At 47.5% G+C, this 14,010-nt stretch carries 12 protein-coding genes; all 12 read right to left on the reverse strand.

Annotation, left to right across the window (positions count from 1 at the left end; genetic code table 11):
* Positions 1-4: 4 nt before the first annotated feature.
* The 12 genes from QNJ26_07055 to QNJ26_07110 all read right to left on the reverse strand — a co-directional run bounded on the left by QNJ26_07055 (position 5) and on the right by QNJ26_07110 (position 14,001).
* Positions 5-1,690: a SpoVR family protein gene (locus tag QNJ26_07055; protein MDJ0985285.1), complete on the reverse strand. Its 1,686-nt coding sequence runs from the start codon at positions 1,688-1,690 to the stop codon at positions 5-7.
* Between the two features lie 149 nt (positions 1,691-1,839).
* On the reverse strand, positions 1,840-3,222 hold the full coding sequence (locus tag QNJ26_07060) for a DUF444 family protein (GenBank protein ID MDJ0985286.1): 1,383 nt from the start codon (positions 3,220-3,222) through the stop codon (positions 1,840-1,842).
* A gap of 94 nt (positions 3,223-3,316) precedes the next feature.
* Positions 3,317-3,523 carry a hypothetical protein gene (locus QNJ26_07065; GenBank protein MDJ0985287.1) on the reverse strand — a complete coding sequence of 69 codons (207 nt, stop codon included), beginning with the start codon at positions 3,521-3,523 and terminating at the stop codon, positions 3,317-3,319.
* Between the two features lie 411 nt (positions 3,524-3,934).
* Positions 3,935-6,004 carry a serine protein kinase PrkA gene (locus QNJ26_07070; GenBank protein MDJ0985288.1) on the reverse strand — a complete coding sequence of 690 codons (2,070 nt, stop codon included), beginning with the start codon at positions 6,002-6,004 and terminating at the stop codon, positions 3,935-3,937.
* A 676-nt stretch (positions 6,005-6,680) separates the two neighbouring features.
* Entirely contained in the window at positions 6,681-9,221 is a 2,541-nt protein-coding gene (locus QNJ26_07075) for a heavy metal translocating P-type ATPase (GenBank protein MDJ0985289.1), read from the reverse strand.
* Between the two features lie 257 nt (positions 9,222-9,478).
* The gene (locus tag QNJ26_07080) at positions 9,479-9,997 is read right to left on the reverse strand and encodes a c-type cytochrome (GenBank protein MDJ0985290.1); all 519 of its coding nucleotides are present in this window, start codon (positions 9,995-9,997) and stop codon (positions 9,479-9,481) included.
* Positions 9,998-10,282: a hypothetical protein gene (locus QNJ26_07085; GenBank protein MDJ0985291.1), complete on the reverse strand. Its 285-nt coding sequence runs from the start codon at positions 10,280-10,282 to the stop codon at positions 9,998-10,000.
* Complete coding sequence (locus QNJ26_07090; GenBank protein ID MDJ0985292.1) at positions 10,282-10,557, reverse strand: hypothetical protein; 276 nt, start codon at positions 10,555-10,557, stop codon at positions 10,282-10,284. Before QNJ26_07090 ends, QNJ26_07085 begins: the two co-directional genes overlap by 1 nt.
* 51 nt (positions 10,558-10,608) lie before the next feature.
* Positions 10,609-10,845 carry a cbb3-type cytochrome oxidase assembly protein CcoS gene (gene ccoS, locus QNJ26_07095; protein MDJ0985293.1) on the reverse strand — a complete coding sequence of 79 codons (237 nt, stop codon included), beginning with the start codon at positions 10,843-10,845 and terminating at the stop codon, positions 10,609-10,611.
* 224 nt (positions 10,846-11,069) lie between these two features.
* The gene (locus tag QNJ26_07100) at positions 11,070-12,002 is read right to left on the reverse strand and encodes a cbb3-type cytochrome c oxidase subunit II (protein ID MDJ0985294.1); all 933 of its coding nucleotides are present in this window, start codon (positions 12,000-12,002) and stop codon (positions 11,070-11,072) included.
* Positions 11,999-13,387 carry a cbb3-type cytochrome c oxidase subunit I gene (locus QNJ26_07105; GenBank protein ID MDJ0985295.1) on the reverse strand — a complete coding sequence of 463 codons (1,389 nt, stop codon included), beginning with the start codon at positions 13,385-13,387 and terminating at the stop codon, positions 11,999-12,001. Before QNJ26_07105 ends, QNJ26_07100 begins: the two co-directional genes overlap by 4 nt.
* 101 nt (positions 13,388-13,488) lie before the next feature.
* Positions 13,489-14,001 carry a cytochrome c3 family protein gene (locus tag QNJ26_07110; GenBank protein ID MDJ0985296.1) on the reverse strand — a complete coding sequence of 171 codons (513 nt, stop codon included), beginning with the start codon at positions 13,999-14,001 and terminating at the stop codon, positions 13,489-13,491.
* Positions 14,002-14,010: the final 9 nt, after the last annotated feature.

Genomic DNA, 14,010 nt, shown 5'->3' on the forward strand with positions numbered 1-14,010 from the left:
GGTATTAACTTGCTGCTGGTTTGTGGACATCTGAGTTCGCTAAAGTGACTTTGGACAGCTTGCGGTCTTTCATGGTGTATAATACCCGTCCCCATTTTATATCCATTTGTTTGCCCGCCTCCTCAGTTGGCAGTGCCATGCCCGGAATCGGAATCCGAATCTGTTGCGGTTCGACCTTTTCCACCTCACTGGTTTCCAGTTTGACGGTAGCGCCCCACATATATTCGATGCCCATCATGGTATTGGCAATAAATTCTTTAACGAGCGGTTTGCCCTCGAAGTGATGATATAAATAAAGGTCTCCATTTTTGGATTTTTCCAAATCGATGATGATATGGGGCGGATGATACAGGGTATCAAAGAGCATCTGGCGATAATCTTCTGCTTTGCGGCTTTTTACGTAATATTCCCAGACACCCCTGTTCTGATTGAGCCGTTTGCCGGCCACAAACAAATTATTTCGATTGATAAAATCCTGATCGACAAACGTGTTAATGAACATAAAATCGTTCAGGTTTTCGCGGACATTATAAACAAAGGCCTGGCCGCTTCCGGTTTTGGCATCAAATTTTTCCCTTTGGCGGGCATCCCGTAAGCGTTTAAACTCGATTGAATATTTGCCTTTATCCGCCAGTTCCTCGATGTAATGGAAAATCCGCATCCCCAAAGCATAGGGATTCATTCCCACCCGCGGCAATGACGTCACGAAGGCATGGGTACGGGCAAAATCGACCTCGTGTCCTTCGATGCGGTCGTCCTGCAAAAACAGCTTCTCGTGCCAGTAGCTGGCCCAACCTTCATTCATGATTTTGGTTCGGATTTGAGGCTGAAAAAACAAAGAGGTCTTGCGAACCATCTCGATTACCGGTTTCATCCAGCGATTTTCTTCCTTGTTCAAAAAGTCGGAATGTTTCAATATATGCTGCACCAAATCCAGCTTTTGATCGGTGCCTTCTTTGAGGCGTTTTTTATAGATGGCATCAAATTCCGGATATTTCCGAAGCACTTCCGCAAAAAAGGCTTTTTCGCCATGATCCTTGCTGGTTTTGATGCACTCGTTGTACCGTTCAACCTCTTTTATATATTCATTGATTTTTACCTGTTTTTGAGATTGTAAAAATTCATCAAAATAAAAATCCAGCATCTTTGATTTGTTGGCAATCTGCGGCCGGTTCCAGGTGGCCAATTCACTGTGGTATCCTACCAGATTATCGATGCTGCGGGCAAACTCAATGACGTAGTCCAACCAGCGGCCCTTTTCGGATCGGAATTTAGCGATCATGCGTTTATCCGATAGTGCACGGCCGGTGAAGTCATATTCCCAGGTGTGCCGAAAATACAAATTGTTCTGGAAAAAATCGATATGGGCCAGCACATGGTAAAAAATCATGACATTCATCCAGTCCGGATTGTTGTCATTGTAGTATGAGATGGCCGGGCGCGTATTGATTACCGTTTCATAGGGATTGCTGGGGTACAGTTCGTAACGGCCCTTTTCTTTGAGCACTTCGACATCATGAACCCAGTAATCATAGAGAGTGGGGATCATCAATTTGGGGGTCAGTTCGATCAAATCCCGGTTGGTGACAATATATTCCAGGGTTTCATCCTGAAAGTTCAGCCCGGCTTCCCGGGCCCGCTCTTTGCACCCTTCCATGATCTTTTTGGTATGCTGATCAATTAATTCCATTCGGTATACACCTTAAAGAAGGTTTCACCACAGAGCTCACAGAGATCACAGAGTAATTTTATAAGATTTCATCTTCTCTTGTTTGTGTATTCAATCTCTGCGCGCTCTGAGTTCGCTGTGGTTAAACATAGATGCCAGATATTAATCGGCTATTCTGAAATTAGATGTTTAATTCCTTCGATTAACCGTGGTTCGCCGGCATTTTCCGGCATGACATCCAGCCGGATGAATTCCGCTTTTTCTGTCAGCAGCCCGGATTTTTTTAAGTATTTTTCAACTTCTGTGTTATGCGTCGCTTCTTGTGTGTGTTCGGCGATGGAAATGCCGACCCGACTGGCGTAACTCAGCATTTTTTCCAATTGTGGCAGGGACTCTTTGCCATCTGTGTCCCAATCATCACCGTCGGTGCCGTGAAAAATGTAAATGTTGTAATCCCGGGCCAGGTTTTCTTTTTCAACAATTTCGTTAACCAGACGGTATGCTGAGGACACTTGAGTACCGCCGGCCACTGCTGAGTTATAGTAAGTGTAAAAATCCTTTACCTCTGAGGCCTCGGTATCATGCAGAATAAAACGTGTTTCCACCTGCATGGCATACTGATATAATAGCCAACTATAAATGAGGACGTGTTGAGCAACCACCAATTCTGTTGACCTGCCGGCCATCGACCCCGAATAATCGCGCAGAAAAAAGACCATGGCCTGGGATTCGTAGTCTTTTTCCCGGGACAGCACCCGATAGATCATATCAGCAGGTGATACCAAAAATTGTGACGGATCGATCGCGTTGATGTCGGGCAGGTTTCCAAGGTGAATATTGGTTTCAACTATTTCTTTTAATGTGGCTTTTTTATCCAACAGTTGCCCAAACCCGCGGTGTCGATCGGTCAGATCATAGGTGTAGCGGGTGAGGGATCTTTTCTTACCTTTGTCTTTAAGATTCGGCAGCTGAAATTTTTCGGTCAGGATGCGGCCCAGATCATAGGCGTTGGACTCCATTTCGTGCTGAGCGCCCTCCCCCTGTCCGGGACCGGTACCGTCACCCGCGTCGGGTTGATGGATGGGTTGCTCACCGATCACTTCGCCCTCTTCTCCATCGCCGGAGCCGCCATAGGGCTCTTCTTCTGAGTCCTGTAATGATGGGTCATGGATGAATTTTTCTTCAACAGTGGAGGGAACAACCACGACTTTATCTTTGCCGCCCTTCCCAGGCTTTATCAAACGGCCAACGTTGATTTTGCGTGGGAACCCATCTTCTTCGCGCTGTTTGTCTCTTTCCAAAAGTTCATCGATGGATCGCAGGCTGGTGCTGTGGGTGCTTTGCAATGCGGTGATGCCCTGTAAAAATGTCAGGTCATCATATTGGTAAATATTCTGAAATTTACGAAATGATTTTGTGGTCCCAGTGTTGGCGCTATCGGGCAGGTGATGGGAGCCAACCATTTCCAGCTCGGCCAGAATCTTACGCTCCAGCTCGGGCGTCAGCCCTTTTTCTTTCAGACGCTCATATAGCTCTTTACTTTTTGGATCCATATTTTCCCCCGGCCGTTAGCCAAAGGTTTCAGGTGTCAGTCAAATAACAAAAACCTGCAATTCTCTGCAATTATGCTAATCCCAGATCAATTTTTTATTTATCCTTTTTTGATATAGGCAGTTTGCCATTTAATCTATCTATTAAAATGGACATTGGGCGAGCCATAACTTTGGCCCTTTCTAATACGCTCCATTTTTCAGTGCATACAGCTATTATAAAGGCGATCAGCAATATTAAACAAATTGTCACTACATATGGCATCATGCACCACTTAATGAGTGCAATAAATATTTCTGTCATATTTAATCTCCGACTGAAAAATCTTATATGGAATCAGAGGGAGATTGTCACAAAACATTTTTTTGACCAATGTAATAAACTGTGTTATCTTTTTATTAATCTAGATAGATTTATTTCGTTGGTAGCGTCTTGAATCTATCACTAACTAAAGGCCGTTTTGTGACAATCTCTCAAAGCGGCCTTTTTCTATGCCGCTTTGCTGCTTTCACAATTGACGGTACTAAAAAAACCTTCCAAATCTTGGCTCAATGATATTTGCTTTAATCACCCCCCGAGAATTAAGTGTTGGAAACAGGGAAGTTTTTTGAGGAGCAAGGCCGCACAAAGTTTTTAGCCTGAGGCGTACTTGCAGTACGTTGAAGGCTAAAAACTGCGGAGAACGCAGCTCCTCGGAAAAATCCCCTGTTTCCACTATTTTTCGTCTTCTTGTGTGCAAAAATACTCGATCGTCTTCTGCGCACAGGTCTTACAGTAACCCAGCTTATTGAGCATGGTTTCAATCATGCGATCGTAAAGCTTTTGGTTTTCTTCATTGGTGCGGTTGGCCAATGCACCGATCAAGCTGCCGGCGCCGGCGATATCGGATTTCAGACGTACGTCGGTGACGGCTTTAACCAGTTCCAGATTGTCCATAAAATCGTAATCCGGATCGACTGAGATTTTCTGACCATAAATTTTACGAATCGACGTTCGAAAAGACTCTCGCTGCTCCTCGGTTTTAAGCCCCAGACGCTCCTCGACGCTGTTGATATAGCGCTCGTCGATTTTTAAAGCCTTCAGCTCCCCGTTTTGCGGATCTTTGTATTTCCACATCTTGTCCGGGCCTAAGTTTTCGGCATCAATTCCGATAATCATGTTGACATAGTTCATCACATCTTTGCGAATGGCATAAGGCTCATCCATGTAGGCATTGAACATCTCGGTCATGATGCGTTCGCGATACAATCCCTTGCCGGTTTTGAGATCTTCAAGATATTTGGACCGGTCGTTGGCTTCGGTCACGTAATCCAGAACAATGCGTTCCAGTGCTCTGAAGATGTCGTATGCGAACATGCACTGGCCTTCATTGGTTTCAGAGCTTTCAATCAACAATTGAATGGCCCGACCCAAATTCCGTTGCCCCAGACCTTTTTGACCAAAACGGTTGATAATCTCCGGATCCTGGTTGAGGGTGTCGATGACTTCCGCCAATGTTTTGATGCTTTTTTCGCCGGCAACCTCTCCTGCGGCCAACTTCATGGTTTCCACCGGTGTCAGTTTTTCAGAGCGCGGCAGGCGGCTTAGAACCGAAGTCACCGAAGCGGCGTAATTTAAGTTGGGATCCTGATGTAAATCTTCACGGGTCAGGGTGGTGCGGGTTTCACTTCCGATGGCATAGCCGGTCAACTGTTTTTGCAGTTTGTAATTGGTATTATGGGATACGTAACAGATGCGGCAGCGGTCAACGATGGGCGCTTCTTCTTTTTCTGACAGAAAGCGGTGAAATTCGGAATTGTTGCTGGTGGCCACAATTAGGGTATCGATCGGCCATTTGAAGCCGTCGATCTCAATGTTACGGTTCTGAATTACACCCAGATAAACCTGGACCAGGTCTTTTTTGTTCTTATAGATTTCGTCACTGAAATGAATCCCGCCTCCGGCGACCCGTGCCAGGGCGCCCCGACGCAGATCAAAACGATAGGGATTGTTGGTATCGGTGATATGCAACAGGCGCTGAATGGATTCTTCACCCAGCAGATCCACGGCCGATGATGTAATTTTGTCTTTGGCCGGATATTTTCCAGTGACCGTACCCAGGCTTTCAGTCAATGGTACGGGTGTAATTTCGATGAATTTGAGCATTTCATCGATGTTGCCGTCGCAATGATTGCGCAGATCATTCCAGATATAGCCGCTGCAGGCGCCTAGCGGCCGATAATCGGCATAGAATTTTTCGATATCTTTATCGGAAAAGCCGATCTGTTTGGCCAAAAATGCCTGGGTTTCATCCGGATCATCAAACAGATTCATGGCCAGGATCATGGGGTCTTCGTAAGTCTGGGATTCAATTGTGGTAATTTTGCCGTAGTTGCCGAGCTTCTCCAGATTCAAGAATTTAAAGGTGAACTTACGATTTTTTTCCTTGGCCAGAAAACTGCGATATTTGCCCGACAAAAATTCCACAAAATAGGTTTTGCCGTTACCCGGTTCACCCACCAGGACAAAGGCCATTTCCTTGGAGGAACCATTTTCGGCGGCATCTTTCACATATGACACAAAACTGTTGATTTCATCATACATGCCGATAACGTGCTTGGCGCCATTGCGGAATATCTTAAAATCATAGGTTGTCTTACCGTTCACCACCACTTTTTCAATTTCACTTTCCAGGATCATGCGGGAGACTCCCTGGAAAGCATTTTCAAACCGCAACTTGCCGTCTTTGACAGCTGCCAAGTGCTGGTGAAGCGTGCTTGAATTTTTAGGCATTTTTCCTCCCATCGTATATGGTTGTTTGAAATTATTGTTGTTCAGCGTGTGGCTCAAGCTGCCAGCTCGTGGATTTATTAGAATTCGTCCATTTTGTTCAAATCATGAACATCTGCGGGGATGCTGTTTTCACCTTCGGGCAGGAATTGACTGGCTGGAAATTCAAAATCTATACTAAATACAAGTTCTTTTTAACCCCAATGCCTCGTGTTCCCTAACCAAATGTGTAAGCATCAATCCTGTTTTGGCAACTTGGATATTAAAAAAATTAACGCCTTTTTGACGTTATATTGTAACATTTTTTGGCAGCTTTATCCTATTTTGAACTCAGTTTTTAGGCACTTCGCAGGCACATTTTTAATTCCGTTTTGTGGTCGATTCACGGCAATCCGGCTAACTCCTCATAATTGCTTTACTTTCGCTTGTAGACGGTTCAAATGCCACAACCTAAGCCATTTACGGTCGACTCAACAATGCTGTTCCTTACAACACATCTACATATATAGATGCAAAAATAATACCATTGGTAACAAAATGTTTAATTAAATCGATATTTTTGGTTCCTAGGTTCCTAGGTTCAGAGGTTCAGAGGTTGCGTGTTACGTGTTCCGAGTTTAGTGGTTTAAGCAGCCAGCAAGCAACAGGCCGAAGTCAGAAGCCAGGCGATAAAAACCAGCGGACATTGACCTTAACCTTTGAACGCTGAACCTTGAACCTCGGAACCCTGAGCGGAGTGCTTACGGACCAGCATCAGCGTGTTTCCGATGACGCTGATGCTGCTCAAAAGCATGGCGCAAACGGCCACCAACGGGTTCAACAGGCCGCTCATGGCGATGGGGATACTGATGACATTGTATGCGAAGGTAAAGACCAGGTTCTGATGAATTTTTTGGTTGACCACTGTAGAAAATGTCAGAAAATCAATGACTTGTTCGGGTTCGGCCCGCATCAGGGTCACAGCCGCCACCTCTTCGCCCAGATGCGCCCCGGAATGGACCGCCAGCGAAAGATCAGCCTGCACCAGAGCAGGGGCGTCATTGATGCCATCGCCGACCATCGCAACAAGGTGATTTTGTTTCTGCAAGGCTTTAACGGCGGCTACTTTATCGTTTGGTGTTTGGCCGCCGAAAGCCTCGGGAATTCCAACAGCCTCAGCAACGGCACGCGTCGTCTGAATGCCATCACCCGAAACCAGTTGGGTTTTTAACCCGCGCTGCTGCAATTGCTCAATGGTTGTTCTGGCGCCGCTGCGAAGGGTGTCTCCAAATGCGAAAATAGCGGCCGGCGAATCGCCGATACTCATAAATACGTATGAATCTGTTGATGTTGGCTGTATGCGATTGAAATCATATTCTTTTTTGAAGTCGATGAGGGTGTCCCCCATAAAGCCCGCTGAGCCGATTTTTACAGGGGTATTTTCAAATAGACCGGATATGCCGTTTTCGGCCGTCTGAATTTGTTCGATTTTCGCCGGCTGTAAATGGCGTTTTTTGGCCTGCTGCCGTATTTCCCGGGCGATAAAATGATCTGAATCCATTTCAAGACCGGCCGCTAGGTGAAATACCCCATCCCGATCTTGAGAACCCAAAGTGATCACCTCCTGCAGGGTCCAGTTACCGTGTGTGACTGTCCCGGTTTTATCAAATACAAATGCACTGACGCGTTGTGCCATGTCAAAGGCTGCAAAATCCCTCACCAGAATTCCCTTTTTGCCGGCAATTGATATCCCGGCCACCCGGGCCAGGGGGATGGCGATTCCCAGCGCGCAGGGACAGGAGATGACCATGACGGTCACAGCTCTTAAAATGGACGCTTCCACCGATATACCGCTGAGGGCACATATAACGGCGGTGGCAGCTGCCATTGCCAGAATGACGGGCACAAACCATTGCAGGATGACATCTGTTTTACCTTCGATAGGCAACTTGGTCAGCAGCGTTTTTTCAATGATTTGCATCATCTGACCCAGGGTGGCATCATCACCGACTTTTTCGGCGCTGACTTTAAATTCGCCCTGCTGGACCCGAGTGCCACTTCTAACAAAATCCCCGGTCTTTTTGGCAACCGGCACCGGCTCGCCGGTCAACGCGGATTCATCCACGCTGCCACTGCCGGCCAGGATGTGCCCATCCGCCGGTATAATTTCATTTTCAGCCACACGAAAATGGTCAGCGGGTGCCAGTTGTTCAATGGCCACATAACGGCCGTCGGGAAAATCACGATTACAGATCCTAACTTTTGTAGGTGCCAGCGCAAAGAAATTTTCCAGATCCATCAGCACTTTTCTTTTGGCGCGGCGCTCGAGTGCTTTGCCGAGCAATACGAGGGTGATCAGCATCGCGGCGGTGTCATAGTAAAGATGGATGCTGCCGCGTAAAAGGTTAAACGTGCTGTAAAAATAAGCGCTCAAGGCCCCGATAATGATCAGGGTTTCCATGCTGAAGGCCGCATGGCGCAATCCTGCCCAGGCTTTTTTGTAAAAATCATATCCGCCGTAGATCAAAACGGCACCGGCCATGACAAACATGGGCCAGGATATTTTCGCAGCATTTTCGGCTGAAAAGTCTGTAATAAAGCCGGTATATAGAGCAAAAGATAGCATCATCACATTCATGGTCAAAAAAGCCGAGACTGCAAAACGCACAAATTCCCGTGAGAACTCCTTGGTTTTGCCGGATTCCTCAACCGTTGCTGCCTGGAACCCAAGTTTGCCGATGCTTTGAATGATCTGATCAGGAGAGACCTTGATAGGATCGTAAAGTACCTGTAGCCGGTCCGTTGAAAAATTGCAGGTTGAATCGATGACACCCTGGGTTTTTTGCAAAGATTTATCGATGACCCAGGCACAGGCCGAACACCACATTTTGCTGACCAACAGCGTAAGTGTCAGGGCATTAGGTGCCTCAATTGATGCGGATGCTTTGGCGGCATTTGACTGGGCGTCATCACCCACGGAAGCGGTATCGCGTGAAATTTCGATGAGTTGCTCTTCAGAAGCCGGAATAATACCTTTGGACTGGCATTGCTTGAACAATTGGGTTTCTTTAAACGATTCAGGATTGGGCGAATCTGAAGCTTCCATCAGGATGGTGAACACTTGCCGGCAGCCGTGGCAGCAGAACGCATAATCGGCTCCAGCGATAGCGGCGGTAGCTGTTTTGTAGCGCAGTGGAAGGCCGCACAGGTCACATTTTTTCGAGGTGTTATTTGAGTCAGGGTGCTTAACCATGGAGCCAGGAAAATTCTAAATAATAATTTCTATAATCAAGTTGTCAGGTTTCAGGTGTCAGGTGTCAGCAAAAAGATGACAGAGAGCAGAAAACAGAGGACAGAAAGGCTATTTTGTTTTAATTCCCATCTGTCGTCTGACCTCGTTCTTCTGACACCTGACACCCGACACCTGAAACCTGGATAGGTCTTACTGCCGAACCCAGAATGTAATATGAAAAAAACACGAAAGAAAGTGAAGTTTGGGATTGAAGAGAATTATTCTCGCGTGCCAAGGGATTTGACAAAAGCAACGACTCGCCAGCGATCATCGACGGTGATGGTCGCGTGCAATGGGGGCTGCCGGCCATCGGGGATGCCATAGCTGACATTTTTAAAAAGTACACCGGCCGGGCTGTTTTGGACTTTGGCGCTGCGCAGATCGGTCGGCAAAGGCGCAAAGCTCTGACCGACGCTGCCGTTGCCGTCGTATTTATGACCGTGGCACTGAGCGCAATAGACCAGGTATACGGCTTTACCGCGATCGATCGCAGCCGGCTGGTTCAAATCGAAGGGAGATGGTATGTCGGTTCCGGCCGATACCCGGAAAATGGCTTCGCCACCGTTTACCGGGACTATGCCAGCCTCCTTGATCAGCAGCGGCTCTTCGTAAGGCCGCACGGCAGGTGTTTCCCGCATCCGGCCATAGCGGAAGTTATTATCATAATAGACGAGCGCATTGTAGGCAACCAGAACTACAATGACGACACCAATCAAAAAGCCAATTACCTTTTTCATTTATTCAACACCTTTAAAAGGAATAATATACAAATGCTTTGGGTTTTCTTCCTGACCCTGCTCTTTGAGCACATGCTGAGCGTAAGGTAATGGGTAATAAGGATCCCAAATGGCATAAGCAGACTCCGCAGGCACATCATCTATCGGTCGATAATCCCAGTCGGGCTGCCCAAGGTCCCCAATAACGGTATATGCCAGCCACCCCTTGAAGACAATGATGGCGACAAATAAAAGTACCAATAGCCAGGTTTTGACTGCCGAGGCATGGTGATCCGTATTTTCCATTAGATTCTGACCTCTAAAGTACCAATTAAGACGATATAGGCGAATACCCAGATAATGGTTCCAATCAGTATGAGACTTGCCACCAGGGGAAAAGGCGCGTTGCGGCCTTGAATACCGCCGGGAAATTCCTCGATGATGCGCGTTTCGCGTTCTTCCGCATCTTTACGCTTGACGTAATAAAACCCCAGGCCGATGATAAACAGCACAACCGTTGCCAGGGCCGGAAACAGATACATAACAAAATGCTGAATGCCCAGTAAGGTAAAATATCTCATAGCCGGATTCCTTGAATGTTTTTTAAATCAAACCCTTTCTGCTAGGAGCCATTATTGCATCCCTTTTATCAAGGAAAAGACCACTACCGCCACAGCGCTTGCAAGGCATAGGCAAACCAGTGAAAAAAGAGCAGCGGTTTGAATGCGCGCAAATCTGGGTATTTTTGCCGGTTGGGTTTGCATTTCATTTTGCAGCGGCAAAAAGCGCGCCCTTTGCTGGTCATTAAACTGCCCGCTGTTCAGCGCCCAGAAAAACACCACCAGGCTGATAACAAATCCGGCAGCCATATATGCAATAAAGTAAGGGTAGTACATCTTAGTTAAATAGTTGATTGGTCAAATAGTTAAATAGTTAATAAATCAACGATCAAGCAAGTTATACGAAAATAGGAACTTTATTCGAAGAGCCAGGCCGCACAAGGATTTTAGGTTGAGGCGTACGTTTGGTACGTCGAGGCCTAAAATCCGCGGAGAACGCAGCTATTCGGAAAAAGGGCCAATTTCGCCTAATGTTATGGTTCCCAGGCCGCATCTATACCGCGCGGTTCGGCATTGGCATCGCTCTGGTTAATAAAGTAAACTGCAATGTAATCACCGACCTCCCAGAGCTTCTGGGATTCCAGCTCTTTTTTAAAATACGGCATGGCCGTTCCGGTTATGCCGTTCATCAGCTGATAGTAGATAATCCCGCCGGATATCTCGCGGCCCTTCAAAATCGTGAAATTTAACGGCGGCGGATATATCCAGGGCTGGGCCGGGCCCATGCCGTCTCCGATGGGGCCGTGGCAGCCGATACAATTATTCTGATAAATTTTATGTCCCCGCTGCAAGCTGGCCTTGGTGGTCGGGTACGGATTCGGGATGTTGCGCCACCCTTCCGGCACAATTTCTGCCAGCCAGCGGGCGTTTACATCAGGTCCGGCCTCATAGGCCTTGATAGATTCGGCTTTCCAGTAACGCTGGCGCTCCATGCGCCGGTCGGCATTTTTAAATCCCAGGCTTTGAATATATTGAGTCAGTTGATGAATGCGTTCCATACCCAGCCACTCAAAGGGCGGCATAATCGAGCTCGGCCGCGTGTAACGCGGATTGATAAAATGAGCGATATGCCAGTCATCTGGGTGCTCGCCGCCTTCCTGTGACAGGTCCACACCGGTGCGCTGGGATCCCAGCGCCACGGGTTCGTCGGCCACATAATCGCCGGTTTGGGCAATGCGATGTGCGCCGTGGATCCAATCGATGGCCCGGATGGACTGACTGTGACAGTAAACGCACCCGTTCTCCAGGTAAATTTTACGGCCTTCATTTTCAATTGCCGTGCGAGTGCGAAAAATTTCAGAAGGTGTCTTATCCTGGGTGGCATAGGGCCAGTAGACGACGATCAATGTAATAGCCGCCAACAGGGCCAGAATACCCGTGATAATGACAGTCGGGGTCATTCTCATGTTGCAACTCCGCGATTAAAATATAGCGATCGAATGACGTTATATAATCCGATATATGCGCCAATCATAATAAACAATCCCAGCGAGGCTCTTAAAATGTAATAGGGTTGAATCATGGGCAAGGTGCGATAAAGGGCTTCACCATTGTACCAGGCATTGCCCTGGATGAGTCCAACAACCGTCAGGACCACCGCAAAGCCCGTGACACCGATCAGCACCAGCCAATATTGAACGTCGGCCAGAAATTTACTGTACAGGGGTTTGCCCGTAATTTTGGGTAAAATGAAATACAGCCCGCCAAGGGCTGTTACCCCGGCAAATCCGAGCACACCGATATGGGCATGGCCGACCACCCAGTTGTTGAAGTGGGTGATGCGCTGCACATGCGGCAGGGCCATCATTGAGCCCTGGATATTGACAAAGAAATAAAATATGGTGCCGGTCAACACGAATTTGGCGCCAATGTCAGCATGAATCTCCCCCAGCTTGCCTTTGATGGTGTACCATAAATTGATCAATACGATCATAACCGGAATTACCATGGCGACACTGTCAACAATCGAGATGGTTTTCAGCCAGGTAGGCACGGGCACCTGCAGCAGGTGATGGGTGCCGATATGGGTATAAACGATGATCAAAGACCAGAACCCTACCAGTGACAGCGTGTGGCTCCACAGCGGGCTGCGTGTGGCAATCGGCAGCACATAGTAGGCCACCGCCAGACCCATGGGCGTCAATAGGAGCCCGAAAATATTGTGCCCGTAAAACCATAGAAGGATGGCATCCGGGATACCCACCAGGGCGCCGGTATCGGGTTTCCAAATGACATTGCCAAGGCAATAAGTGATGGATGTCAAAAGGACAGCGGCGGTCGTATACCAGATGGACACATATAAAATGGGCTCTGCACGCTTGCGGATGGTCATTAAAATGTTGAATACGACCAGGGAGAAACTGATCACCACCATAATATCAACTGGCCATGGCAATTCAGCGTATTCGCGACCCTGGGTGTGCCCAAGACTGATACCGATCATACCGGCGGCAACCGTAATATTCCAGAAAATGGCGCTGAATATGCCGAGCTTATGGCTGAACAGCTCGGTCCGCAATAGTCTGGGAAAATAATAAAAGGCTGCCGCCAGTAAACCCGGGGTTACAAAACCGAACAATACAGCGTTGATGTGCATGGGCCTTACCCGGCCAAAGTGAATATATTCGACATTCGCCAAAAAATCCGGCGCGATCAAATAGCCCGCGGCAATCATGCCAAAAGAGGTTGCCGCGGCAAACCAGAGTGCGGATGTCAGCGTAAATGCCTTGGCGGTCGGATTGCTCGATGACACCTTTTCAGTGACTTCAGTCGACAAATTTGGTTCTCCCATGTTTGTTATTCGTTATTTGTTATTGGTTATTTGTTTCTGGCATATCGGCTTTATCTCAATTTCGTATAACGAATAACCAATAACTTTTAACCTATAACGATCTAGCTATGGCACGCCAGCCAGCAGTCCACATTGGCGCCCTTTTTAAAATGGCATGTAATGCACTCATTCATATACCAGGTTTTATGCGGCAGACGCTGTAGGTTCTGCACCTGTCCATGGCATTCGGTGCAGGCGATTTTACTGTTAATATGGCGCTGGTGATTAAACAGTACGTGTTCGGCCACATAATTGACTTTGACCCAGGGCGTTGGCGTGTTGGTGTTAAAATATTCGTGTTCCTTTTTTATCCAGGGGTGGTTGGCAATAATATAGTTATGGCAGTGCAGGCATTTTTCCACCGCCGGGATCCCTGGATGATTGGAATAAGCCACATAGGGGTGGCAGTATTGACACTGGATTTGCTTGACCCCGCTGTGAACATTGTGGCTGAAGGGAATCGGCTGCTCCGGCCCGACATCGCCGTAAGGCACCTTGTAGAACAGGAAAATAAACACCGCGATGGCCAACCCGGTGATCAACGTGGTCAAAATGATAATGGCATTTTTGCTCAAGGGTTCGAT

This window comes from Desulfobacterales bacterium, assembly GCA_030066985.1.
Taxonomy (GTDB): Bacteria; Desulfobacterota; Desulfobacteria; order Desulfobacterales; family JAHEIW01; genus JAHEIW01.